The organism is Pseudomonas sp. AMR01, assembly GCF_041946035.1.
GTDB lineage: Bacteria > Pseudomonadota > Gammaproteobacteria > Pseudomonadales > Pseudomonadaceae > Aquipseudomonas > Aquipseudomonas antarctica_B.
Genome location: NZ_JAUTYR010000009.1, coordinates 102,998 through 126,240, shown reverse-complemented (window position 1 = coordinate 126,240; position 23,243 = coordinate 102,998). Strand labels below are relative to the sequence as shown.

At 60.3% G+C, this 23,243-nt stretch carries 21 protein-coding genes and 4 pseudogenes; 13 read left to right on the top strand and 12 right to left on the bottom strand.

Going from position 1 to position 23,243, the window contains the following annotated elements:
* The first annotated feature begins 18 nt into the window (after nt 1-18).
* The 5 genes from Q7C20_RS11245 to Q7C20_RS11225 all read left to right on the top strand — a co-directional run bounded on the left by Q7C20_RS11245 (nt 19) and on the right by Q7C20_RS11225 (nt 7,098).
* Entirely contained in the window at nt 19-996 is a 978-nt protein-coding gene (locus Q7C20_RS11245) for a diaminopimelate epimerase (protein WP_375067324.1), read from the top strand.
* Between the two features lie 303 nt (nt 997-1,299).
* Entirely contained in the window at nt 1,300-3,318 is a 2,019-nt protein-coding gene (locus Q7C20_RS11240) for a type VI secretion system tip protein VgrG (RefSeq protein WP_375067323.1), read from the top strand.
* Complete coding sequence (locus Q7C20_RS11235; protein ID WP_375067322.1) at nt 3,318-4,151, top strand: DUF4123 domain-containing protein; 834 nt, start codon at nt 3,318-3,320, stop codon at nt 4,149-4,151. Before Q7C20_RS11240 ends, Q7C20_RS11235 begins: the two co-directional genes overlap by 1 nt.
* Nucleotides 4,148-4,927 carry a hypothetical protein gene (locus Q7C20_RS11230; RefSeq protein WP_375067321.1) on the top strand — a complete coding sequence of 260 codons (780 nt, stop codon included), beginning with the start codon at nt 4,148-4,150 and terminating at the stop codon, nt 4,925-4,927. Before Q7C20_RS11235 ends, Q7C20_RS11230 begins: the two co-directional genes overlap by 4 nt.
* Nucleotides 4,928-4,941: 14 nt before the next feature.
* Nucleotides 4,942-7,098 (top strand): lipase family protein, encoded by a 2,157-nt coding sequence (locus Q7C20_RS11225; RefSeq protein WP_375067319.1) that lies wholly within the window; start codon nt 4,942-4,944, stop codon nt 7,096-7,098.
* Between the two features lie 9 nt (nt 7,099-7,107).
* Here the strand turns inward: Q7C20_RS11225 and codA are convergent, their stop codons facing one another.
* From codA to Q7C20_RS11195, 6 genes and pseudogenes are all read right to left on the bottom strand, one after another.
* Entirely contained in the window at nt 7,108-8,343 is a 1,236-nt protein-coding gene (gene codA / locus Q7C20_RS11220) for a cytosine deaminase (RefSeq protein WP_375067318.1), read from the bottom strand.
* A pseudogene (locus Q7C20_RS11215) lies at nt 8,309-8,528 on the bottom strand (helix-turn-helix domain-containing protein); the annotation flags it as partial. The pseudogene Q7C20_RS11215 and the gene codA, both read right to left, overlap by 35 nt.
* Nucleotides 8,529-8,537: 9 nt before the next feature.
* Complete coding sequence (gene codB, locus Q7C20_RS11210; RefSeq protein ID WP_375067316.1) at nt 8,538-9,806, bottom strand: cytosine permease; 1,269 nt, start codon at nt 9,804-9,806, stop codon at nt 8,538-8,540.
* Between the two features lie 218 nt (nt 9,807-10,024).
* Nucleotides 10,025-10,474 carry a GNAT family N-acetyltransferase gene (locus Q7C20_RS11205; protein ID WP_375067315.1) on the bottom strand — a complete coding sequence of 150 codons (450 nt, stop codon included), beginning with the start codon at nt 10,472-10,474 and terminating at the stop codon, nt 10,025-10,027.
* Nucleotides 10,475-10,566: 92 nt separating this feature from the next.
* Nucleotides 10,567-10,923 (bottom strand): 6-carboxytetrahydropterin synthase QueD, encoded by a 357-nt coding sequence (gene queD / locus Q7C20_RS11200; protein WP_003237990.1) that lies wholly within the window; start codon nt 10,921-10,923, stop codon nt 10,567-10,569.
* Nucleotides 10,924-10,999: 76 nt separating this feature from the next.
* Nucleotides 11,000-12,079 (bottom strand): patatin-like phospholipase family protein, encoded by a 1,080-nt coding sequence (locus tag Q7C20_RS11195; RefSeq protein WP_375067314.1) that lies wholly within the window; start codon nt 12,077-12,079, stop codon nt 11,000-11,002.
* Nucleotides 12,080-12,239: 160 nt separating this feature from the next.
* On the opposite strand from Q7C20_RS11195, the gene Q7C20_RS11190 reads away from it, so the two are divergent.
* From Q7C20_RS11190 to Q7C20_RS11175, 4 genes are read left to right on the top strand one after another with little or no spacing between them, the layout of a single operon-like run.
* Nucleotides 12,240-12,542, top strand: coding sequence for a PepSY domain-containing protein (locus tag Q7C20_RS11190; protein ID WP_375067312.1), 303 nt, complete (start codon nt 12,240-12,242; stop codon nt 12,540-12,542).
* Complete coding sequence (locus tag Q7C20_RS11185; protein ID WP_348054808.1) at nt 12,542-12,856, top strand: PepSY domain-containing protein; 315 nt, start codon at nt 12,542-12,544, stop codon at nt 12,854-12,856. The genes Q7C20_RS11190 and Q7C20_RS11185 overlap by 1 nt, the downstream gene beginning before the upstream one ends.
* Nucleotides 12,856-13,524, top strand: a complete 669-nt coding sequence (locus Q7C20_RS11180) for a response regulator transcription factor (protein WP_348054809.1) — start codon at nt 12,856-12,858, stop codon at nt 13,522-13,524. Before Q7C20_RS11185 ends, Q7C20_RS11180 begins: the two co-directional genes overlap by 1 nt.
* On the top strand, nt 13,521-14,840 hold the full coding sequence (locus Q7C20_RS11175; RefSeq protein WP_375067310.1) for an ATP-binding protein: 1,320 nt from the start codon (nt 13,521-13,523) through the stop codon (nt 14,838-14,840). Before Q7C20_RS11180 ends, Q7C20_RS11175 begins: the two co-directional genes overlap by 4 nt.
* Nucleotides 14,841-14,983: 143 nt before the next feature.
* Here Q7C20_RS11175 and Q7C20_RS11170 read toward each other — a convergent pair whose 3' ends face one another.
* Both Q7C20_RS11170 and Q7C20_RS11165 read right to left on the bottom strand, forming a co-directional pair.
* Complete coding sequence (locus Q7C20_RS11170) at nt 14,984-15,739, bottom strand: methyl-accepting chemotaxis protein (protein WP_375067419.1); 756 nt, start codon at nt 15,737-15,739, stop codon at nt 14,984-14,986.
* A gap of 102 nt (nt 15,740-15,841) precedes the next feature.
* Nucleotides 15,842-15,988, bottom strand: a pseudogene (locus Q7C20_RS11165) (HAMP domain-containing protein); the annotation flags it as partial.
* 1,482 nt (nt 15,989-17,470) lie between these two features.
* Here Q7C20_RS11165 and Q7C20_RS11160 point away from each other — a divergent pair.
* The 3 genes and pseudogenes from Q7C20_RS11160 (at nt 17,471) to Q7C20_RS11150 (ending at nt 20,616) form a co-directional block, all read left to right on the top strand.
* Entirely contained in the window at nt 17,471-18,790 is a 1,320-nt protein-coding gene (locus tag Q7C20_RS11160) for a Na+/H+ antiporter family protein (protein ID WP_375067417.1), read from the top strand.
* A gap of 146 nt (nt 18,791-18,936) precedes the next feature.
* Nucleotides 18,937-19,758: pseudogene (locus tag Q7C20_RS11155) on the top strand (cache domain-containing protein); the annotation flags it as partial.
* A 36-nt stretch (nt 19,759-19,794) separates the two neighbouring features.
* A complete protein-coding gene (locus tag Q7C20_RS11150; RefSeq protein ID WP_375067415.1) occupies nt 19,795-20,616 on the top strand; it encodes a methyl-accepting chemotaxis protein in 822 nt (273 codons plus the stop codon).
* 141 nt (nt 20,617-20,757) lie between these two features.
* Here Q7C20_RS11150 and Q7C20_RS11145 read toward each other — a convergent pair.
* A pseudogene (locus Q7C20_RS11145) lies at nt 20,758-20,829 on the bottom strand (hypothetical protein); the annotation flags it as partial.
* Nucleotides 20,830-21,008: 179 nt separating this feature from the next.
* Between Q7C20_RS11145 and Q7C20_RS11140 the strand changes: the two are divergent.
* Nucleotides 21,009-22,076 carry an AI-2E family transporter gene (locus tag Q7C20_RS11140; RefSeq protein WP_348054813.1) on the top strand — a complete coding sequence of 356 codons (1,068 nt, stop codon included), beginning with the start codon at nt 21,009-21,011 and terminating at the stop codon, nt 22,074-22,076.
* A 3-nt stretch (nt 22,077-22,079) separates the two neighbouring features.
* Here the strand turns inward: Q7C20_RS11140 and Q7C20_RS11135 are convergent, their stop codons facing one another.
* The 3 genes from Q7C20_RS11135 to Q7C20_RS11125 form a co-directional block, all read right to left on the bottom strand.
* Entirely contained in the window at nt 22,080-22,262 is a 183-nt protein-coding gene (locus Q7C20_RS11135) for a hypothetical protein (RefSeq protein WP_348054814.1), read from the bottom strand.
* A gap of 91 nt (nt 22,263-22,353) precedes the next feature.
* Nucleotides 22,354-22,548, bottom strand: coding sequence for a hypothetical protein (locus Q7C20_RS11130; RefSeq protein ID WP_375067308.1), 195 nt, complete (start codon nt 22,546-22,548; stop codon nt 22,354-22,356).
* A gap of 234 nt (nt 22,549-22,782) precedes the next feature.
* Nucleotides 22,783-23,139: a hypothetical protein gene (locus Q7C20_RS11125; RefSeq protein ID WP_375067306.1), complete on the bottom strand. Its 357-nt coding sequence runs from the start codon at nt 23,137-23,139 to the stop codon at nt 22,783-22,785.
* Nucleotides 23,140-23,243: the final 104 nt, after the last annotated feature.

Below are 23,243 nucleotides of genomic sequence, written 5' to 3'. Positions count from 1 at the left end.
TTTCAGGCGGGCGGCAACATGACCCGATTCTACGACGCGCGAGGCAATATCTACGCGGTGGTCAGCCCGGCCTGGCTCAGAAGCCAAGCGGTTGACGTGCCCGAGCATGCCCAACTGGCTGCCAATAACCGCACAGCCTGGGCGACATCTGCCATTGATTCAGCCTGTGGCTGGGGCGCGTTGCCGCGTGCGGCCGACGCCAAGGCACACCGCTGCGATGGGTTGTTGGTCGGGCCGTTCCAGTCGGCGCCGCCGTTTGACCTGTTGATTGTCAACACCGATGGCACGCTTGCCGAACGCAGTGGCAACGGTTTGACGATTTTCTCCCAAGCGCTGACTGATCAGGGCTTGATGACTCAAGGCTGTGAGTTGCGGGTGTACCACGACAAGTCGGATGCAACGTCTCCGGTGTCCACCCTTGTAGAGCCGGCAGTGTACGACCAGGTCGCGGGTTTTTGGCTTGAGCTTGGGCAGCCTGCGTTCGGCCCCTCAGCCGCAGGGGCTGGGAGGGTTGATGGCATGTCTCATGACTTCAGCCACGTGCCCGCACTGGCTGCGATAGACCCGCATTGGGCGCGCAGCCAGTTTGTGCGCGTGGGCAATCCCCACTGCGTGACGCTGCTCGAGCATGTGAGCGCATTGCCCAACAACCTTTCGATGCACCAGCCCGCAGTGTTTGAGGCGTTGCAGGCGATTGCTTTTGCCCCACCTGTCGGCCGCGGCCAGCCCTGTGCCGCCGGGGTCAATTTGCAATGGGCTGCCCGGTCCTCGGGCAATTCGGTCATCGCACGGGTGTTTGAGCGAGGGGAGGGCCCCACTGCGTCCTCGGGAACCAGCGCCAGCGCAGTGGCTTGTGCCGCGTGGCGAGCGGGCTGGGTCGAAAGCGGGGACGTGGCTGTGGTGATGCCAGGTGGCACGGCGCCAGTGCGCTTGCGCAGCACAGGCGAAACACTGCTGAGCGTCAGCCTGTTCGGGACTGCACGGCCGATAACCTGAAATGAAGGAACGGCTGAAGGCTTGAATACATGTCAGCTGTTTCCTTATCGGATAGTTAAGTTTGAAAGGTGAGCGTAGGAACCTTCTAGTTGTTTAAGTTTTGTTTGATTTATACACCGTATTATTTGGTAAAAGCCTCTTCCGAGGCTGCCGTACGAAACTTCTTTTTTGTTATTTGAAGGGCCGGCGTTCGCCTGAAATCGCTAAGCTTTGCTGCGTTCAGGCGCTTTCCTTCGCACTTCTATCCGCATCCGCATTGGGGGAAAGCCTTTCGGTTAACTACTTCAAGATGGGTAACTACGGATGGTTGATGGGTATGTGTCGTCCCGTTTTAAATTGATTCTTTCAAATTCCACTAGTGACTTTCAGGTGCTGGCTTTCAGCGGCAGTGAAACGCTTGATCAGCCTTATTTTATCGACCTGCAGTTAGTCAGCGAAAACCCCTCCCTGGATCTGGACGCGCTCCTGCACCAGCCTGTTTACCTGGACTTCGGCGAATCGGGAGCAGGCCTGCATGGTCAGGTCTATGGCATTGGCCGTGATGAGCCGGGCACCAGGCTCACCCGCTATCACCTTACCCTTGCACCGAGGCTGGCAAATCTCGCCCACCGGCGCGACCAGCGGATTTTCCAGCAACTCAGCGTGCCGCAGATCATCGCGGCGGTCCTCAAACACCACGGCATCCTTGCCGACGCCTATGCCTTCGAACTCGGACCGGTGGTCTATCCGCCGCGGACGTTCTGCGTACAGTACGCGGAAACTGACCTGCACTTCATCCAGCGTCTATGCGAGGAGGAGGGCATTCACTACCACTTTCGGCACAGCCCGAACGAGCATGTGCTGGTGTTTGGTGATGACCAGACGGTGTTTCGGCGTTTGCCGGCGCAGCGTTATTGCGCTGTCGGTAACGTGGCCGCCGACACGCGCGTGGTGCAGGGTTTCGACGTACGCCTGGAAACCCGCTGCCAGCAAACGGTGCGCCGCGATCATGACTTCGAGCATCCGTCACTGCGCCTGCAAGACAACGCCGGCCCAACCTCGGCGCAACCGCTTGAAGATTACCGTTACCCCGGCGGGTTCAGCGGCCGTGCGCGGGGTCGGCAATTAGCGCGTCGAGGCTTGGAGCGCCATCAAAGTGATCGTTATCGGGCCTTGGGCAAGAGTGACCAGCCCGCGTTCAGTTGCGGCCATTTTCTTGAACTGCAGGATCACCCTGACCCGGTCTGCAATGACCTGTGGTTGCTCACGTCGGTGTGGCATGAGGGGTATCAACCGCAAGTGCAGGAGGAGGCCGCGTGTGAGCCGGCTGAACTCCAGGGCTATCGCAACCGCTTCACCGCAACGCCCTGGCGCGCAACGTATCGGCCGCCCCTCAAACACCCCAGGCCCACCATCAATGGCACCCAGACCGCCACGGTAACGGGCCCGGCGGGAGAGGAGGTGCATTGCGATGTTTATGGCCGGGTGAAGGTGCGTTTTCATTGGGATCGCCAGGACAGCCGCGATGATAAAAGCAGTTGCTGGGTGCGAGTGGCGTCCGGTTGGGCGGGCGATGGCTTTGGCGCGCTGCAGATTCCGCGGGTGGGCATGGAGGTTCTGGTGACGTTCCTGGAAGGCGACCCCGACCGGCCGTTGATCAATGGTTGCCTGCCCAATGCGCTGAATATGCCCGCCTATCCCTTGCCGCAACACAAGACGCGCAGCGTATTGCGCAGCCGCAGCTCCGTGGGTGGCGAAGGGGCCAATGAGCTGCACCTTGAAGACCGCCGTGGCGAGGAACTCATCTACCTGCGCGCCCAGCGCGATTTGGAGCAGCAGGTGGGCCACGACAGTCGCCTGGAGGTGGCCGGTGAACGGCGGGAAATCATCAGGGGGCCAAGCACGGTGCACTTGGCGGGAGGCGAGCATCATCAGGTCACAGGTGATCGCAGGAGTGTGCTCCAGGCGAGCGATCATCTGAACATACACGGTGACAGCCAAACCCTTGTGGACCAGTCGTGGGTCATCGAGGCCGGGCAACAGATCCATATCAAGGCCGGTGCCAGCCTGGTCATCGATGCCGGCGCGCAACTTAGCCTGAAGGCAGGTGGAGAGCACCTGCTGATTCAAGCCGGGGCAATTTTCAGCAGCCGGCCCATCACCGTCGGCGGCGTGCCGCATGCGACCTGCACGGTGAATCCGTTGTCTGCGGCGAGCCTGCTGAAAGTATCTACCGCGCAAGGTGCGCTGATGAATGTCGCCCGCCAGCTGGACGCTGACTTTTGCCCTGTGTGCGAGCAGTGCCGCGAAGGCCTGTGCGACATCACCGGGAGGGCTGCGTGATGGAGAACCTGCCAGACCGATGGATGGCCCAGCAACAACAGGCCGGGCGCCGAGTGTGCTTGATCCTTGATGGCAACAGCGATGCGCGCCAACCGTTGATGGCGGCCCGTACGCTGTTGCAGTACGCCAGTTTTTACAGTGACACCGCCGTGGCCGAGCTGGCATCGGTTGGCCCGGTGATCGTGCTGCTCGAGCAGCTGGACGAGCCTGCGCTGGTTGATCTGCTGCGACAGCCCGACCTGAACTGGGGCTGGTTGGGCAGCCTGCCCGACGACGACCTGGCTTGCGTGGTTCGGCATTGGCGCGAGCGTCTGTTGGTCGGCCCGCAGGGAAACCGTGCCCTGTACCGTTTTGACGATAACCGCACCCTGGCTCGGGCATTGGCTCACCTGCCAAACGAACGTTGGCCGCAATACCTGGGCCCACTGATCAGCGTGTGTTACTGGCACGAAGACCGCTGGTACCAGGCGCAAAACCCTGCCCCGGGCGACTATCCGCTGCCGGTTCCTGCACCCTGGCTGGACACGCCGAATGCACAGGCGGCTGCGATCCTGCATGCCAACATCCTGCGATTCCTGCTGACCGCACACAGTGAAAATCTCGCCGCACTGGTTGAGTTTCAGGACCCTCGAATCTGGCTGACGCAGGTGTTGGAGCAGGCCCGAGCCTGGCAGTGGCATGGGGTGCAGCAGCTCGAATTTCTGGTGGTGCACCGGTTGATGGAGGCGACGCAAGGCAGCGTGATTCAGTGGCAGCCGCTGCGGGGAGAGACGCCGATCGATCACTTTGAACGCACAGTAGAGCAGTGGCGCAGAAGTGGGGAACGACCATGAGCAGGCGAGTGTTCGCAGCGTTGATTGCGCTTGGTATGGGATGGCTTTCGGGGTGTGCGGTAGGGCCGGTTGATCGCTTTACGCTGGAAGTGGATTTGCCGGCGGATTTCGAGCTTAAAACGGCGGCTAACTATCGTCCCGCTACGGGGCAGACCTGCACCTTGCCAGTACGTCGCGGCAAGCGACCGGAGCGCAAGTTGTTTTTTACTGAGTTCAACCCAGTGGCCAACCGGGTGAGTTATGAGCTGCCGTTGAGTGAAACCATTGAGGGGTGCCCTTCGGTGTTGAGCAGTGTGCAGTTTGAGTTTTATGCGAAGTGGGGGAAGCGTGATTCGGACGTAGGGGGGGATAGAGCAAGCATCGGTATTCCAGATCGTTTGCCTGAAGGTTTTCCAGTGATGCCCGAGTCAGGGGTTCAGGAGTTGCGAGGGCAATGCCGGTGGTATTTCCGCACGGTGGGTCGCTCACATGCGATCACCAAACTTTTGGAATGCAATTCGTTGGACGACGAAGGTCAGCCAGAAAAATATAAAGCGGGTGGTGGTGCCCAACGAGATCAGCTAACGGGCAAAACACTCAGGTTGATACTCACTGTTACTGCGGATGAGCTGCCTGCGTTTGGCGACAGTTGGATAGCAGTCCCAGGGGGCTGGAGACGTTGTAAAGGTAAAAGTTTTGAAGATCTGTCCGCGTACTGCCAGGGCAATACTACGGACTTCAAGCCAATAAAAATGCCGGATGGGCGCATTTGTGACGTCTACCCAACGTGCAAATAACAAGGAGTGAATTTATGAAACAGGATGCTTGGAAGCAACCTTTTTTCAGCGACAAGATGCCTGCTTGCGCCTTGAAAGGGCATTGGGCGAGCTTTTGCCTGGTAGACGATACGGGCAGTGGAAAAGCTTTTGGTGGGCTCTCTTACTCAATCCACGACAGTACAGGCCGTCAGTACGACGGTAGATTAAATGGGGACGGATTTGCCAAGCTGGAAGGGTTTTACTGCGGTCCTGTAGTTCTTAAGTTCGATAGCCTGTATTCCGGAGCGGAAGAACCGTACAGCCGATTGCGAGTTCGTCGTACATACCCGCTACCCATCAGCGAGCTTCAAGTCCGCGCCGAGCAAACTCGATTTTCCAGTAGCAATGGACAGCGTCTAGAGGGCAACCCCGCACTATCGCCAGCAGACCGGTTCTATCAAGTTGAAGTGCGGGATCTGGTACGCCATGTGGCCCATCTGCCGCCTCAATTTCCCAGGACGCATAGCCCTCAACGCCATGCCCTAAAGATGATGGCCGACCTGGGATTCGGCCCTCCTCAGCCCAGCCTGACGGGGGTGGTGCTATTTCCCAATCAACACAGCGTTTTGGAAGTGCGGCCTTTACGGGCGTTGCGCCCGATACTGTCTACCGATGACCAGTTCTGTGCCTTGAATCTGTATCAGCTGGCCCTGATGTCAGCCCTGAGTTACTGCGATTTTGGCCAGCAACCACCGAATAGGCCCGTTGACCACGTGACGTTCCCGATTGCACCGACGGTTGGAAATCTGTTTGGTGAGAAACTGTCGGGGTTTCAGGAGGCGTGGCGAATTGATCCCGAACAAACTCAGCGCTTTTACCCACTTTATGAAGAGGTCCCGTACTCCCGACGCTTCGAGATTCTTCCTTTCGATCCTGAGTTATACCTACAAAATCGACCGCATCCGGAGAAACAGCAGGAGCACCCAGCCGGCTTGCATTTTTTTGATGATGAAAAATTCGGCACAGACACTCAGGCATTTATCACTCATCACGATGAAGTCATCCTGATCTCTGTGCGAGGTACGGTTAGTGGTGCTGATATCTTGCGCGACGCAAACGCCCACCAAGTGGATTTTGCTGAGGGTGTAGGTCGGGCACATGAGGGTTTTTACTCGGCCTACCGAGCGATGCGCAAGTTCGTACTGCATTACCTTGACCAATTCCACAGCAGCCAACGAATAGTCATTTGCGGCCACAGCCTCGGCGGCGCAATCGCGCTGCTATTGGCTGAAGCACTGCGCCGAAGTCCTGACCGTGACTACAACATCCTCCTCTACACCTACGGCGCCCCCCGCGCCGCCGACGCCGAGTTCGTCGAAGGCGCCTCATCCCTCGTCCACCACCGCATCGTCAATCATAACGACCCTGTGCCCAGCGTCCCGGCGCCGTGGATGAACACCACCGCCAAACTCTGGGTCCCGGGTGCCGTAATGCTTTTCAGCGCTCCCGGCCCAGGCGGCCTGTTGTTCGCCACCGGTTTGGTGCGCTTCGGCGGCAACCCCTACACGCATCACGGCGAGCAACAACATTTCATGCCGATCAAACTCCCCGACGGCACTCAATCCTCGGTGTTATGGAAACCTGGCTGTGAGTCTATTCTGGAGGCAGGCTGCAACAGCGCAGTGCAGCGCCATGGCGATATGCCCGACCGCGAAAATCTGCTCAAACAACTCTTCCAGGCCAACCAGCACTTCATGACCGCCAGCTACATCCCTGCGGCCTGGGCCACCTTGCGTCGCTGGCAACAAACCGTGGACAGCCAGGGGCCGCTGGTCACGCGAACAGAGTTTGAGTTGATCGACCATGCACTTGAAAAGATGACTGAACAACTGCGCGACAAAAACCGTGAGCTGGACCGGCGTCGCCCACCTAACGCGCGCGACCACGCGCACGAACATAACCAGGCCTTGAACGCCGAGATCGACCGATTGCGCACCAGCCGCCAGCGCCTTGATTCGCTGCGCTGGCGCCGCCTGGAAGCGCGTGACGTTTATGGTAGTCACACCCATTCCTCTGGCCTGGAGCCGAGCCTCAAACGCTGGTTCAGCCACCGTGAAAATCGCGAACTGTCCCAGGTTGCCAGTATTCCGCCGCCCTCCCACGACGATCGGGGGAGGGTGCAACCGTTTGATATCGATTCGACTGTTTAACCGAGCCCGTTACAAAAACTCCACCTGTGCCGGCTGGCGTTTCATCAGCACCTTGCCCTTGCGGATCGAGTACAGCGGCAGGCCCTGGCTGCGGATCACTTCGTAGTCGCTGTCTGCCGACAGGATCAACAGGTTGGCCGGGCGGCCAGGTTCCAGGCCGTACCGGTCGCCCAGGGCCATGGCCTTGGCGCTGTTGTCGGTGACCAAGTCCAGCGCGCTTTGCAGGTTGCGATAGCCCAGCATATGGCAGATGTGCAAGCCAGCTTCGAGCACGCGCAAGATGTTGCCGTTGCCCAGCGGGTACCAGGGATCGACGATGGAGTCCTGGCCGAAGCACACGTTCATGCCGGCTTCGAGCAGTTCATTGACGCGGGTGACGCCCCTGCGTTTCGGGAAGCTGTCGAAACGGCCCTGCAGGTGGATGCTTTCAGTCGGGCAAGAGACAAAGCTGATGCCGGAGTGCCCGAGCAAGCGAAAAAGTTTGGCGCAATACGCATTGTCGTAAGAGCCCATCGCCGTGGTATGGCTGGCGGTGACGCGCGCACCCATGTCGCGGCTGCGGGCTTCTTCGGCAAGAACTTCGAGAAAACGTGAGTGTGGGTCGTCGGTTTCGTCGCAGTGCACATCCACCAGGCAGCCTGTGCGCTCGGCCAGGTCCATAAGGAATTTCACCGAGCTGACGCCTTGGTCGCGGGTGTACTCGAAGTGAGGAATGCCGCCCACAACATCGGCGCCCAGGCGAATAGCCTCTGCCATCAGTTCGCGGCCATTGCGGTAGGACTCGATACCTTCCTGGGGAAAGGCGACGATTTGCAGGTCGATCAGGTGCGCGCTGTCTTCACGCACTTCGAGCATGGCTTTGAGCGCCGTCAGGTCCGGGTCGGTGACGTCAACGTGGGTGCGCACATGCTGGATGCCATGGGCGGCCAGCGACTGGATGGTTTTTTTGGCGCGGGTCTTGGTGTCCTCCTGAGTGATGGTGGCTTTGCGTTCGCCCCAGCACTCAATACCTTCGAACAAGGTGCCACTCATGTTCCAGCGTGGTTCGCCGGCAGTGAGTGTGGCATCGAGGTGAATGTGCGGCTCGACGAAGGGCGGTATGACCAAATTGCCGGCGGCGTCCAGATCATCGGCCGATAAAACGGGCGCTGTCGTTTGCGGCGTGATACTGGCGATCCGGCCATGTTCCAGGTGCAGATCATGCAGGCCTTCACGGTTGCGCAGGCGGGCGTTGATGATATGCATGGGCAAGTTCCTCTTGGCTAAAGACATTCAGCCGCCAGATCATCAGGGCTATTGCCATGTCTAGGCGGTCGTACGCATTGTCCAGCGTCAGCCCATAGGGCTTCAATCCGCTGGACGCGGTGTGTAAGGGTGTTGCGGTGCACGGTCAGGCGTTGAGCGGCGGCCACAAGGTTACCATTCTCGTGAACTCAGGCTCATGCCGGGGCGTCAGCCAGCGGTGCGCGCACACGCAGGACGGCGGTCAGCACGATGTAGGTCAGGGACGCCGTCACAATCCCCACCAACGGTGCGACCCACGGTGAGTTGAAGGCCAGCACGGTGCCGACGGCGTAGGCCACCAGGCCCGGCCAGTTGAACGCCGGCAGGCGTGCATCGGCCAGGCGTGGGTAGCGGCCGCGATATCGGTAGAAGAAATCCGCCATGATCACCCCGCCAATCGGCGGGATGACCGTGCCCAGCAGAATCAGGTAGGGCACCAGCAGGTCGTACATGCCGAACAAGGCCAGCAGGGTGCCGATCACCGCGCCGCCAAGGGTTACGGTCTTGCGGCGGCGGGTGCGCAGCAAGTTGCAGCCTGCCACGGCAAAGTTATAGATGGTGTTGTCCTGGGTGCTCCATATATTGAGCAGCAACATGGCCATCGCCGCCATGGCGAAGCCTTGCAGCAGCAACACCTCCACCACATCCGGTTGCTGGTAGACGATGGCGCCGTAGGCCCCGATCAACACCATCAAACCATTGCCGATAAAAAAACCGATCAGGCTGGCCAGCACCGCGACCCTGGCCGAGCGGGAAAACCGTGTCCAGTTGGTCGCCTGGGTCGCGCCGCTGACGAAAGTGCCGAACACCAGGGTGATCGCGGTGGACAGGTCCAATTCGGCGGTTGGCACCACCGCCAGCAGGCCGTCCAGCCCGCCGACTTTTACCGTGGCAACCCACATCGACAGCAACAGTAAAATGCCCATCGCCGGTACCGCGATGTAGGACAGGATCTCCAACCCGCGATACCCCACGTACGCCGTGGCGCAAAACACCAGGCCGAACAGCACCATCAATGCCAGCACGCTGCCCTGGCTCAGTTCGAAGTATTTGCCCAACACCACGGCGGCAGTGGCGGTGCCCCAGGCATACCAGCCGATCTGGGTGAAGCCGAGGATCAGGTCACTGAGCTTGCTGCCGACCTCGCCAAAGCAGAAGCGGCCCATCAATACCGAGTTCAGGCCGCTCTTGAACGCGATGTAACCCAAGCCTGCGGCGTAAATGCCCAACAACAGGTTACCCAGGGCCACGACGCCGAGCATGTCGATGAAACTGAACGCCACCCCCAGCTTGCCGCCGGCAAACATGGTCGCGGTAAAAAACGTGAATCCCAGCAGCACCATGGCCGTGGACGCCAGGCCCTTGCGCGCATGCATCGGTACTTCGCTGAGGGGGTAATCGTTGCCCGAGTCTTGCCTCGTCATGTGCCGTGCTCCCTGATTGACTGATGCTGGCCTGTTGCACCGCGCGTGCCAAATCAGTCGCAGTGACGGGCACACTGCGCGCGCTGTGCACCGTGCAGAGTATTTATAGCCAAACAGGTGGGAATCGCCGGGCGGAGTGTTTTTTGTGCCCAATCGGGCACGAAAGCGGTGCAACGCTGATACACAATGGCTCAGTCGAACAGCTTCCGGGGGGGCTGCTAAAGACCCTTGGTCATGTAGACACGGCGCAAGCCATGCGCCTCGGCGCGATGGGTTTCGATATAGCCTCGGCGGGCGTACAGCGTGATGTTCTCGGTCATGGCTTCGTTGGTATAGAGCCGAATAGCGGCGTACCCCAACTGAATCGCCCTCTGTTCAGCAAAGTCCATCAACAGCCGGCCCAACCCCAGGCCTTGGGCATCCGGGGCAACCGCCAGGTTATCCAGTAACAACGCACCGTCGCTGTCCAGCAGGATAATAAAGCCCTGAACCTTTCCCATATTGTCGAGCACATACACGCTGCCGGCCTCGACCCACTGACGATAGTCCTCCAGCATCGGCCCTGGCTTGCGCCCGATCCGCTCTATGTAAGGCGTGTACGCAGCTTCGACGATGGCCTCCACGCAGGCGACATCGCCCGCAGTGGCAACGCGTATCGAGGTGGGCATGGCGGCGGGCTCAGTGTCGGCAGGGAGCCGCGACTGTAAGGTAGCCGGGCATAAAAAAACCACCGCAAGGGTGGTTTTTTCGTCGCGCCGGTTTACTCGCCGCGGTAGATGCAGCCGCTGGTGCAGGTCTCGTGGATGCGAATCGCACTGAGCTCAGGCAACAGGGGTTTCAATTCGGTCCAGATCCACTTGGCCAGCACTTCGCTGGTCGGGTTTTCCAGGCCTGGGATGTCGTTGAGGTAGTTGTGGTCAAGGCGCTCATAGAGCGGCTTGAAAATCGCCTTGATCTCCGAGAAGTCGCGAATCCAGCCGGTATGGGGATCCAGATCGCCGCTCAGGTGGATCGCCACCTTGAACGAGTGCCCATGCAGGCGCCCACATTTATGGCCTTCCGGTACGTGGGGCAGGCGGTGGGCGGATTCGAATGTAAATTCCTTGAAGATTTCCACAGTGTTTTCAGCTCGGTCAGGTGTCTGGCAGGCGGCGAGTTTAACAGCTTGATCCACCGCCGCGCACACCGCTGGGTTAAAGGGCTTGCAAGTGCTCACCCAATTGACCGTTATCCGCCAGCCGCAGGAACTCATCCCCCAGGCGCTGGCTCTCGCTCATTGCGGTCTGCCAGTAGGCGTTGCGGCTCGCGTCATCGCCCATAAAACGCTTGAAGTCGCTGCGGTCCGGCAATTTACCGTGGGGCAGGCGCGCCAGATAATCCCTGGACGGCGCCAGCAGCAAGACGTCCTGCAAGCCTTGTTGATTGCTGCGTCGCCACGGCAGGCCTTTGTCGAACCAGCCGGGAATGACGCGGTCGGTAAAATGCGGGTACAGCACGATGTCATCGCCGTGGTAGGGCAGGTCGAGGTGATAGTCCAGCAGGCCGCCGTCGCGGTAGGTGCCGGCCCCGGCGCCGGGCAGGTCGCGCACGCCTTGCATCACCATCGGGATGGAGCCTGAGGCCAGCAGTGCCTGGCGCAGGTTGCCCGGTTCCAGGTCGATAAAGCGCGACGCAAAGTCCTTCAGCGGGTGCACCGGCGGCGCCTGGCGCGGGTCATGAATGATCAGCCGTTCGAAATGCCGCGACAGCCGCGCACGGCCCCGCAGGTTGTCGGCGATCACCGAGGACAAGCCCAAGCCCAACCGCCCGCGGTGGTCATCGGCGAGCAGGCCGTGGCTTTTGACCACCATGATATTCAGGCGGTAGTCAGGGTTGTCCAGTACCCGAGCATCGCGGCCGGCCAGCAGGTCATCGAGCATGCGTCGGCAACTCTGGCTGACCTCGGCCATGGTCACGCCTTTGGCGAAACGCTGTTCGTTATACAGCCGGCCAAGGTCCAGCAAGCCTTGCACAGGGTCGGGCAAGCACGCGCTGGCAAACCGCCAGGAGCCGATGGACGCGCCGATCAAGGCACGCTCTCGCGGGGCGCGCGGCAGCCAATCGCCAAACAGCACCAGGTCCAGGCCCTGGATGCCCAGCGCCTTGGGGCCACCGGCCGCGCCGGGGAGTATGCCCACGTCGGCGGGTGCGAGGCCTCGTTCACGAATCCGCGTAAAGGCGCGTTTGCCCGCCTTGAGTGTCAGCGCAGGAAACTTGATGTGGATGGCGGTCATACCGGTCTCTGTTGCAGCGAACGGAGCATTATAAGAATTCTCTTACAGGGAAAGGTAAAGATGAGGCTTGAAAATTGCCATGGTGGCAATTCAGTTTCAGTTAAGTTGCGATGAGTACGGTGGCTGGCGTAGGAAAAACATTCTGAAACGGAGACTCGCCATGAAGCGCCTTACAGCGCTGATCGCCGCCGGTATCATCACATCCGTCGCGGCACAGGCCCAAGCAGTGGACCCCGACAAACCGCTGACATTGCCTGGCACTGTTACCATTGTCGCCTTTGACCAATTGGAAGCCTGCGCCTTGGCGCTGCATCCCGGCTCGACGTTGCTCGACACTGATCTGGACGAGGCTTATGGCAAGTACCTTTACCAGGTCGAACTGGAAGATGTCGACGGCGTCGAGTGGGAAGTCGAATTGGACGCGCTCAGCGGGCACGTTCTCAAGAATCATCAGGATACGTAATGACGGTATATCGACGCGCCAGCAGTGTGATGGTGCTGGTGCTCCTGGCTTTTTGCTCAAGCCTGGCGGCCCGCGACCTCAATCAGGATGAAGCCTTGGCATTGCGCCAGCAGGGAGTGATCCTGCCGCTGGAGCACCTGTTGCAGCAAGCAATGGAGCGCTACCCGGGCTCACGGCTGCTGGAAGCCGAGCTTGAAAAGAAACACGGTCAATATGCGTATGAGGTGGAGTTGGTGACCACTGAAGGTGTCGTGCGCGAAATTAAACTGGATGCTACAACCGGTGTGCTGCTCAAAGATAAGGAAGACGACTGATGCGCCTGCTTCTGGTGGAAGACAACGTACCGCTGGCCGATGAACTCATGGCCGGCCTGCAGCGCCAGGGCTATGCCGTCGACTGGCTGGCTGATGGTCGCGACGCCGTGTATCAAGGCCGCAGCGAGCCCTATGATCTGATCATTCTCGACCTCGGCCTGCCGGGCCTGCCTGGGCTGGACGTGCTGGCGCAGTGGCGCGCGGCGTCCCTGGCCACGCCGGTGTTGGTGCTCACCGCACGCGATTCCTGGGCCGAGCGCATCGAAGGGCTCAAAGCTGGCGCCGACGATTACTTGAGCAAACCTTTCCACCCCGAAGAACTGCACCTGCGCATCCAGGCGCTGCTGCGCCGCTCCCACGGCCATGCCAACCAGCCCACCTTGCAGGCCGCCGGTCTGCACCTGGATGAAGGCCGCCAATGCGTGTTGCGCGATGGCGCGGAGATCCAGCTGACCGCCGCGGAGTTTCGCCTGTTGCGTTACTTCATGCTGCACCCGGAACAGATCCTGTCGAAAAGCCACCTGGCCGAGCACCTGTACGACGGCGAGACCGAGCGCGATTCCAATGTGCTGGAAGTGCACGTCAACCACCTGCGCCGCAAGTTGGGCCGCAGCGTGATTGAAACCCGGCGCGGCCAGGGTTACCGGTTTGGCGCCAGCCCTGCATGAGGTCCATTCAGCGGCGCCTGAGCCTGGGGCTGATCAGCGTGATGGTGGTGGTCGGCGTGGTGCTGGCGCAAACCAGTTTGTGGTTGTTCGAGGCCGGTTTGCAGCGCTACCTGGAAGCGGGCTTGCGCAACGATAGCGAGAACCTGCTGGTGGCGCTGGTGCGTGGGCCGGACGGTTTGCAATTGCACGAGAACCGTTTGTCTCCGGCCTATCAACGACCGTTTTCGGGGCACTATTTCCGGATTGATTTCTCCGACAAGCATTGGCGCTCCCGCTCACTGTGGGACCAGGACCTGCCGCGCCTGGCCGAAGCCGGGATCAAGGGCAACTTGCAGTTGGGGCCGGAGGGCCAGCAACTGCTGGTATTGCGTGAGGACTACAAGCGCTTCGGCCAGTCGATTTCCATCAGCGTGGCTCAGGACTACACGCCGGTGCGGGAAAGCTTCCGCCTGATGCGTCAGATTGGTCTGGTGCTGGGGCTGGCGGCGCTGATGCTGGTGTTGATTCTGCAACGGGTCACCGTGCGCCGCGCCTTGCGCCCATTGGAAACGGCGCGCAATCAGATCGCCCAGCTGCAACAGGGCCAGCGCTCGCAACTCGACACCCAGGTGCCGCTGGAGCTGGAACCGCTGGTGGCGCAGATCAACCATCTGCTGGCCCACACCGAGGACAGCCTCAAGCGTTCGCGCAATGCGCTGGGCAACCTGGGCCACGCCCTGAAAACCCCAATGGCCGTACTGATGAGCGTGGCGTCGAGCGAACAACTTAAAGACCATCCGGAACTGAGCAAATTGCTGCTCGACCATTTGGCGCAGGTGCAGCAACGGCTGAATCGTGAGCTGAATCGCGCCCGTCTGGCCGGCGAAACCCTGCCGGGTGCGTTGTTCGACTGTGAACAGGAACTGCCTGGCTTGTTAGCCACTTTGACCATGATCCACGGTGAACACCTGGACTTGAGCTACCACGGCACCCCCGGCCTGCAATTGCCCTGGGACCGTGAAGACATGCTGGAGCTGCTGGGCAACCTGCTGGATAACGCCTGCAAATGGGCCGACGCCGACATACGCGTGAGCATCAGCGAAACACCACACAGTTACGTGCTCGCCGTCGAAGACGATGGCCCCGGCATCCCCGAAACCCAGCGCGCCCAGGTGTTCAGCCGGGGGACACGCCTGGATGAACAGATTGACGGCCACGGTTTGGGCTTGGGAATCGTGCGCGATATCGTCGAGGTCTGGGGCGGAGTGTTGCAGTTGCAGGAGAGTGAGCTGGGCGGCTTGAAAGCACTGATCGAGCTGCCGCGACGCCAGGTCTGACGCGCCGCAATTCAAAATGTGGGAGCGGGCTTGCTCGCGAAGGCGGCGTGTCAGTCACTGACTATGTTGACTGATACATCGCCTTCGCGAGCAAGCCCGCTCCCACACAGGATTTCCTCAAGGGCAGAATGTGTACGGGTAAATCAAACCTTGAACTGATCCATCAACCCTTGCTGCTGATTCGCCAGGCTATTCAACGCCTGGCTCACCCGCGCCGACTCATTTGCCTGTTCCGACAACGACTCCGTCACATCCCGAATCGTCGCCACGTTGTTGTTGATCTCCTCGGCCACCGCGCTCTGCTCTTCGGCAGCACTGGCGATTTGCAGGTTCATGTCGCTGATCACGGTGACCGCGTCGCCAATCTGGCGCAGCGCGGTGACCGCCTGACCGACCTGTTCGACACTGCCCTGGGCCTGGCGATAACTGTTGCCCATGGAGCCAACCACCTCTTCGGTGCCACTTTGCAACTGCTCGATCACCACGCGGGTTTCTTCCACCGATTCCTGCGTGCGCCGCGCCAGGTTGCGCACTTCATCGGCAACCACCGCAAAGCCACGACCCGCCTCACCGGCGCGGGCAGCCTCGATGGCGGCGTTGAGCGCCAGCAGGTTGGTCTGTTCGGCAATTCCGCGAATCACTTCCAGCACCGAACCAATCTTCTCGCTATTGGCTGCCAACCCCTCGACCTGGGCCATGGCGGTGCTCATGTCTGCCGCCAAATGCCCGATGTTGGTGGTGGTGCGGTCGATCACGGTCAAGCCTTCGCGGGTCGCCTTGTCGGCATCCCGGGCAGCTTGCGCGGCTTGGGCGGCGCTGCGTGCGACGTCCTGGGCGGTGGCGCTCATTTCGTGGGAGGCGGTGGCCACCTGATCGACCTGGCGGTACTGCTGCTCCATGCCGGCGCTGGTTTCGCTCGCGATGGCAGCAGACTGATCGGCGGTGCTGCGGGCGTCCTGCACCGAGCGTTTGACCTCGGCAATAATCGGCTGCAGTTTGTCGAGGAAACGGTTGAACCCGCCGGCAAGTTGGCCCAATTCGTCTTTTTTGTCGTACGCCAGGCGCTGAGTCAGGTCGCCTTCGCCGCTGGCGATGTCTTCGAGCATGTGCGCCACACCGAGGATCGGCCGAGTCACGCTGCGTGCCATCAGCCACACCAACAACAGGCCAACCACCGCGGCCAGCAAGCCGAGGCTCAGCTCGAGCAGGGTGCCCTTTGCGTTGTCGGCGTCCAGCGTGGCTTTCAGCGCCTCGGCGGGGGCGACCAGGACTTTTTCCGGCACATCCAGTAACACGCCCCACGGCTTGCCTTCCGGGATCGGCGTGAAGGGCGCAAGCACTTTGAGTTGATGGCCTGCGCGCAGGCTACGGTTCTGCGATCCGTTGGCCAGCGCGCTGATCAATTGCGCACCGCTGACGCTGTCGACCTGATCCAGACGCTGGCTGAGCTTGCTGGCGTCCGGGCTGTAGCCCGCGAGCACGCCGGTCGGGCTCACGATGCTGACTTGGGTCTGGCCGTCGTACAGTTTATGACTCGCCTGTTGACTCAAGGCCTGCAAGCTATTGAGGTTGATGTCCACCGACAGCGAGGCGATGACTTTGCCATTGGCCGTCAGCGGGAACACGATGCTGGTCATTAGCACGTTTTGCCCGTCGATCACGTAGAAGTACGGTTCGATCACGCAGGGTTTCAGGGTGGTGCGTGGGCAGGTAAACCAGGCGTTGGCTTTCTCACCGCTGGGGCCGACGCTGAGGTCGGCCATGTCGCTTTCGGGCAGCGCCATTGATGTCAGCTTGCCGGGTGTCGGCTGCGACCAATACAGGGCGAAACGGCCCTTCTCGTTGCTGCCCAACTCGGCCTGGTTGGCGAACAGTTCGTCCTTGCCGTCCAGCGCGTTGGCCTCGAACACCAGCGACAACCCCAGCAGGTCGGGGTTGGCTTGCAGCGCGGCCTTGACCTGGCGTGTGAGATCTTCACGGGTGTCGAAAGCGTCGAGAAAACGCTTTTCCGCCTGCTCGCGCAAAAACAGCACTTGGCGGGAAAAGCCGTGGCCGTATTGGTAGGCGTCCATGAATTGCTGACGAATGCCCAGCGCCTGTACTTCACCCTGTGCCTCGATGCGCGCCTGGGCGGCTTCGTCGAGCATCTGCATGCTCGACGCCTTGACCTGCGTCGAACTCTGCTCCATGCGGTACAGCGACAGACCCACCAGCAGGGTCACGATCCCCAGCAGGCAAAGGCCGGCGAGCAGGGTGATTTTCCATTGAATGGAAAGCTGTCTGATGGACATCGAGGGGCATCCTTAATCTAAAACACAGAGAATCAGGTTATCGGCGCCAGCTGCTTTTACTTTATTCAAACGTTCAAGTTAAACCTGCTCTCAGGGTCAGCCTTTCCAGGTTCTTCTGTCAGAACAGACGACAAGCACCCTGTGGCGAGCGGGCTTGCCCCGCGTTGGGCTGCGAAGCAGCCCCAAAACCAACACACCAGGATTTTTGACATGCCGCCCCGCCTGCGGCACAGTGCGCGCCCTCTAATAAGACCTCCTTCACGCCTGCACGCTGGCAGCCACATGGCCGCCCGGGCGCGGGCATGTCTGTTTTTTATGTTTTTGCTTGAGGTACTCATGATTAACGCAGTCATCGCCGCGGTCGGCACCATGTTGGTGTTGAGCCTGTCCCGCGTGCACGTGGTCATCGCCATTATTGTCGGCGCCCTGGTGGGCGGGTTGACCGGTGGCTTGGGAATCGAGGCCACGCTCAAGGCGTTCAATGGCGGTTTGGGCGGCGGCGCGACCGTGGCGTTGTCCTACGCGTTGCTCGGTGCTTTCGCGGTGGCGATTGCCAAATCCGGCCTGGCCCACGCCTTGGCAGACAAGGCGCTGATGCTCGTGGACCGCCAGGAAGCCACTGGCGGCAGTCACGTCAAATGGCTGCTGATCGGCCTGCTGTGGGTGGTGGCGATTGCTTCGCAGAACATTTTGCCGATCCACATCGCGTTTATCCCGTTGCTGGTGCCGCCGCTGCTCTACGTGCTGACCAAGCTGCAACTGGACCGCCGTCTGATCGCCTGCGTGATGACGTTCGGGCTGATCACGCCCTACATGTTCCTGCCGGTAGGCTTCGGCAATATTTTCCTGAATCAGATCCTGCTGGCGAACGTGGCCAAGAGCGGAGTGGACATCAGCCAGGTCAACGTCACCCATGCCATGGGCTTGCCAGCGCTGGGCATGGTGGTTGGGCTGCTGGTGGCGGTGTTTATCAGCTACCGCAAAAAGCGCGTGTATGACCTGGAGAAAATCGAACGGGTCGAGCAGGTGGCGGTGCAGTACAACCCGCTGACCTTGCTGGTGGCGGGGGTGGCAATTGCTTCGGCGTTCATTATTCAGCTGTGGCTGGATTCGATGATCATCGGCGCGTTGGCCGGGTTTCTGATTTTTTCGGTGTCGGGGATTGTGCGCTGGCGTGAGACGGATGATCTGTTCACTGAAGGTATGAAGATGATGGCGATGATTGGCTTCATCATGATTGCCTCGTCCGGGTTTGCCGAGGTGCTCAAGGCGACGGGTGATGTGCGTTCGCTGGTGGAAACGTCGGCGGCGTTCATTGGGCATAGCCGTGGCGTGGGTGCGTTATTGATGTTGTTGGTGGGGCTGTTGGTGACCATGGGCATTGGTTCGTCGTTTTCGACGGTGCCGATTCTTGCGGCGATTTTTGTGCCGTTGTGTGTGCAGTTGGGGTTCAGCCCGCTGGCGATTGTGTGCATCGTGGGTACGGCGGGGGCACTGGGTGATGCGGGTTCGCCGGCTTCTGACTCCACGCTTGGGCCGACTTCGGGGCTGAATATTGATGGCCAGCATCACCATATTTGGGACACGGTGGTGCCGACGTTTTTGCATTACAACATCCCGCTGTTGGCGTTTGGATGGTTGGCGGCGATGACGCTTTGACGCTGGATCACTAGGCGCCCGAGATTAAAATCCCCCCACACTAAGCCTGGCTGTTGACTCAACCAGGCCGCCTTGCTCTGCCCCTACAGATATCCAGCCATTGGCCGTTAACCTCTCGAGTCGCCACTAACAAGAGAGAAAATCCCATGCGTCTGAGCCTTAAGGCCAAAGTCCTGTCCCTCGCCGTAGTGCCGGTGTTGCTGTTTGCCGTGGTCATCAGCCTGACCACCGTGTGGATCCTCCAGGGTCAAGCCCGCAATGAGGTGGATGAAACCCGCCAGCGCCTGCTCAACGATGCCAAGACGACCCTGCAAGGCTACGTCGAGGTGGCCATGACCACCATCAAACCGCTCTATGAAGCTGCCGCCCCCGGCGATATCAGCGCGCGGGCGCAGGTGGTCAAGCTGCTGTCCAACACCCGCTACGGCAAGGACGGCTACTTCTTCGGCTACGACTCCGAAACCATCCGCCTGTTCAAGGGCAACAGCCCGGAAGGCGTGGGCAAAAGCTTCAAGGACAACCGCGACCCCAACGGCGTCTACGTCAATCGCGACCTGGTCAAGGTCGGCAAGGACGGCACTCACTACCTGCAATACAGCTCGACCCAACCCGGCCAGACCGAACTGGTGCCCAAGCTCGGCTACACCGAATACCTGCCCAAATGGGACATGGTCATCGGCACCGCGGTGAACCTGGACGGCATCGACGCCCAGGTCGCAGTGGTCGAAGCCAAGGTCGAAAAACGCATGCAAGGCGTGCTGTTGAGCATCCTCGGCGTGGCCGTGGTGGTGCTGTTGGTGATTGCCGCGGTGGGCATGGTGCTGGCCAATACCATCCTGCGTCCGCTGCACCTGATGAAAGCCAACCTCGACGATATCGCGGCGGGCGAGGGCGATTTGACCCGCCGTCTGGCCATCACCAGCCAGGACGAACTGGGTGACCTTGCCGGCGCGTTCAACCGCTTCGTCGACAAGATTCACGGCCTGGTGCGCCAGATTACCGAGATGACGGGCCAACTCACTGGGCTGGTCAGCCAGGTTTCCGATCAGGCCCAGCGCTCCGAGCAGGCCATGGAACGCCAGCGTCACGAGACTGATCAGGTGGCCACCGCGATCAATCAGATGTCCTCGGCCGCCCATGAGGTAGCGCGCAGTGCCCAAGGCGCCGCCGTCGCTGCGCAGCAGACCGACGCCGAAGGCCAGGCCGCCAAGCGTGTGGTGGACGGCAGCATCGCGCAGATCCATGCGCTGGTGAACGACATCCGCAGCAGCGGCGTGTCCCTCGACAGCCTGCAGCAGGATGTGTCGTCGATTGTCAGCGTACTTGGCGTGATTCGCTCGATTGCCGAACAGACCAACCTGCTGGCGCTTAACGCCGCCATCGAAGCCGCGCGGGCCGGTGAGGCCGGCCGTGGGTTTGCAGTGGTCGCCGATGAAGTCCGCGCCCTGGCCAGCCGCACCCAGTCCAGCACCCAGGAAATCCAGGGCATGATCGACCGCCTGCAAAAAGGCACGGTAGCCGCCGTTGATGCCATGCGCCGCTCCAGCGATGCGGGCGACGGAACGTCGGCTAAAGCCAATGAAGCTGGCGCATCGCTGGACACCATGGCGCAGTTAATCGGCACCATCAACGCGATGAACGCTCAAATCGCCAGCGCTGCCGAAGAGCAGACCGCCGTGGCCGAGGAGATCAACCGCAGCGTGCATCAAATTGCCGTGGCGGTGGACAGTGTGGCGGACGAAACCCGGTTGGGCGCCCAGACCTCCCGCAGCCTGGCTGACTTGGGCCAGCGCCTTGGGCAGTTGGTGGGGCAGTTCAGGATTTGAGTGAAACCACAGGTTCAGCGGCTGTTGACCTGGGTTAATCCGAACCCATCCCTCAGGCCTGTATCGATACGATCCGGCAACTCTGCGCAGCGACCCGTTAAAGGTCGTGCATCAGCAGGCCAAAGCGCAGGTCCATCTCGGCTGGCGCTCCGACACCGAGCTGCCGTTCGCGTAGTTCTGGTATTCGTCGTGCACATGACGGCGCAGGAAACCTGTGGCCCGTCATGGCATTCGCGAAACGCCCGGGTGTTCCGCCAGCTAATCTAGGGAGAAGGGTGAGCCGCAGGCCAAGAAAATCATCAAGGCGCATTAATCAGGGCACTCGCAGGATTTGCAGCGGACTAACCCTCAGGGCGCACATACGCACCCTGTTTTTCTGAAATGGACCGGACATGAATCAAACCAATCTGCAATTCAAAACCCTGCTGTTGCTGCTGGCTCTGGTGACCATCGCCTTTATCTGGATTCTGCTGCCGTTTTATGGCGCGGTGTTCTGGGCGGTTATCCTCGGCATTATCTTTGCGCCGATGCAGCGCCGCCTGCAGATGAAATTTGGCTGGAACCGCAACCTGACCTCACTGGCGACCCTGACGGTGTGCCTGGTGATTGCGATTCTGCCGGTGATCATCACCAGCGTATTACTGGTGCAAGAGGGGGCCACGCTCTACAAAAACGTCGAAAGCGGCAAATTGGACGTGGCGGGGTACATCGAGCAGTTCAAGGATTTCCTGCCGCCGTACTTTCAGCATCTGCTGGATCGCTTCGGCATGGGCAACCTCGAAGGCTTGCGGGAAAAGATCGTCAAGAGCGCGATGCAGGGCAGCCAGTTCTTTGCGACCCAGGCGTTCAGCTTTGGCCAGGGCACGTTTGATTTCCTGGTGAGCTTTTTCATCATGCTGTATTTGCTGTTTTTCCTGCTGCGTGACGGCCCGGAACTGGTACGCAAGGTGCGCACGGCGGTGCCGCTGGCCGAGCCGCAAAAGCGTCGGTTGCAGCTCAAGTTCAATCGGGTGGTGCGTGCCACGGTCAAGGGCAACGTGTTGGTGGCCGTGACCCAGGGCGCGCTGGGTGGTTTGATCTTTTGGTTTCTGGACATTCCCAGCGCGTTGCTCTGGGCGGTGTTGATGGCGTTTCTGTCGCTGCTGCCAGCAGTGGGTGCAGGGATTGTGTGGGGGCCGGTGGCCGCCTACTTTCTGTTGAGCGGCTCGATGTGGCAGGGCGTGGTGCTGGGATTGTTCGGCATCTTTGTGATCGGCCTGGTGGACAATGTGCTGCGCCCGATTCTGGTGGGCAAGGACACCAAAATGCCGGATTACCTGATCCTGATCTCAACCCTGGGCGGCTTGTCGGTGTTTGGCCTGAACGGGTTTGTGATCGGGCCATTGGTGGCGGCGTTGTTTATCTCGAGCTGGGCGCTGTTTGTCGAAAGCAAGCCACGGGTCAAGCTGCCGCTGCCTTAGGCGTCAGGCATGCAGCCTGAAGTTCGACGTTTGTTGCAGCCGTTCTTCGGCGGCAGACAGTGACGTGAGCGGACCGCTGATGGGTTCGCCGTTGCTTACCAGGTACCAGCAGGCCAACAGCCCAAGCTCCCGAAGAGGGGCGGGGACGGCGCTGCCAATGACGGACATGATTTGAACAGTGGGCATAAGTACCTCCAATCGCTGTGGAGGTCACCTTACGGGCCTGCGCCCCTCAGGAAAAATCACCTGTCTCGATAGTCGACATCAACGCCACGCGTCAATCCACCACCTGATCAAGCATGATCAACACTTCCTGTTCGCTGAGCAGGCCTTTGAGCACCAGGTTTTGCGCAAGCAACGCCAGAAATTTCGCGCTGCGGTGGCCTTCCAGGTGCTTGAGTTCGGTGAGGGCGCTGTAGACCTTGCTGGACGTACACAGGCCGGCGGTGCGGTGCGGGTTTTGCGTGGGCATGGTCAGTCGTCCTTAATTGTTATTGGTGGACCGGCTCGATGGTGAGTCTGTTGCATGACGTAAACATGACAGCGCAAGCCAGGGCCAGGCAAGTAGACATTGGATTGTCATGATGTGGGAATACCGCCTGAGCATTGTCCTCACAGCGACCTCGGCTGCTTGAATCCGGCCTTCGCAGGCAAAAAAAAGGCCCCGCGTGTGGGCGAGGCCTGATCCTGTTTTATCAATTACCCGTTACCAGCCGCGGCCGTAGTAGCCGTGGGGAGGGCCGTAATAACCGCGAGGTGGGCCGTAATAAACTGGCGCCGGACGGTAATAAACCTGCTGTTGTACGTACACCGGTGGTGGTGGTGGGGCGTAGTAAACAGGTGGAGGCGCGGCATACACCGGTTGCGGTTGCACATACACCGGCTGCTGCACGTAGACCGGCTGGGATTGGCTGGCAACTACGGAGCCGACAACGGCTGCGCCGATCAAACCACCCAATATGGCCGGGCCACCCCAACCACCACCGTGGGCGGAGGCTTGGCCTGCCATAGCGAGTGCGCCGATAAGCAAGGCGATTTTGGGGATTTTACGGATCATGGTCATTCCTCGGTTAGCCCCTGCGCTTGTGGTCTGCAATCAATAGACTCAAGGAATGTCGCGGGGATACTTTTAAGACAACGTGTTTCTGAAAAACAGCACAGCCGATA

Bases quoted from the DNA above. Each gene is read 5' to 3' on its own strand.
- Q7C20_RS11245 (WP_375067324.1), top strand. From the start codon at position 19: ATGACCCGATTCTACGACGCGCGAGGCAATATCTACGCGGTGGTCAGC.
- Q7C20_RS11240 (WP_375067323.1), top strand. From the start codon at position 1,300: ATGGTTGATGGGTATGTGTCGTCCCGTTTTAAATTGATTCTTTCAAAT.
- Q7C20_RS11235 (WP_375067322.1), top strand. From the start codon at position 3,318: ATGGAGAACCTGCCAGACCGATGGATGGCCCAGCAACAACAGGCCGGG.
- Q7C20_RS11230 (WP_375067321.1), top strand. From the start codon at position 4,148: ATGAGCAGGCGAGTGTTCGCAGCGTTGATTGCGCTTGGTATGGGATGG.
- Q7C20_RS11225 (WP_375067319.1), top strand. From the start codon at position 4,942: ATGAAACAGGATGCTTGGAAGCAACCTTTTTTCAGCGACAAGATGCCT.
- codA (WP_375067318.1), bottom strand. From the start codon at position 8,343: ATGCATATCATCAACGCCCGCCTGCGCAACCGTGAAGGCCTGCATGAT.
- codB (WP_375067316.1), bottom strand. From the start codon at position 9,806: ATGACGAGGCAAGACTCGGGCAACGATTACCCCCTCAGCGAAGTACCG.
- Q7C20_RS11205 (WP_375067315.1), bottom strand. From the start codon at position 10,474: ATGCCCACCTCGATACGCGTTGCCACTGCGGGCGATGTCGCCTGCGTG.
- Q7C20_RS11195 (WP_375067314.1), bottom strand. From the start codon at position 12,079: ATGACCGCCATCCACATCAAGTTTCCTGCGCTGACACTCAAGGCGGGC.
- Q7C20_RS11190 (WP_375067312.1), top strand. From the start codon at position 12,240: ATGAAGCGCCTTACAGCGCTGATCGCCGCCGGTATCATCACATCCGTC.
- Q7C20_RS11185 (WP_348054808.1), top strand. From the start codon at position 12,542: ATGACGGTATATCGACGCGCCAGCAGTGTGATGGTGCTGGTGCTCCTG.
- Q7C20_RS11180 (WP_348054809.1), top strand. From the start codon at position 12,856: ATGCGCCTGCTTCTGGTGGAAGACAACGTACCGCTGGCCGATGAACTC.
- Q7C20_RS11175 (WP_375067310.1), top strand. From the start codon at position 13,521: ATGAGGTCCATTCAGCGGCGCCTGAGCCTGGGGCTGATCAGCGTGATG.
- Q7C20_RS11170 (WP_375067419.1), bottom strand. From the start codon at position 15,739: ATGGAGCAGCAGTACCGCCAGGTCGATCAGGTGGCCACCGCCTCCCAC.
- Q7C20_RS11150 (WP_375067415.1), top strand. From the start codon at position 19,795: ATGACGGGCCAACTCACTGGGCTGGTCAGCCAGGTTTCCGATCAGGCC.
- Q7C20_RS11140 (WP_348054813.1), top strand. From the start codon at position 21,009: ATGAATCAAACCAATCTGCAATTCAAAACCCTGCTGTTGCTGCTGGCT.
- Q7C20_RS11135 (WP_348054814.1), bottom strand. From the start codon at position 22,262: ATGCCCACTGTTCAAATCATGTCCGTCATTGGCAGCGCCGTCCCCGCC.
- Q7C20_RS11130 (WP_375067308.1), bottom strand. From the start codon at position 22,548: ATGCCCACGCAAAACCCGCACCGCACCGCCGGCCTGTGTACGTCCAGC.
- Q7C20_RS11125 (WP_375067306.1), bottom strand. From the start codon at position 23,139: ATGACCATGATCCGTAAAATCCCCAAAATCGCCTTGCTTATCGGCGCA.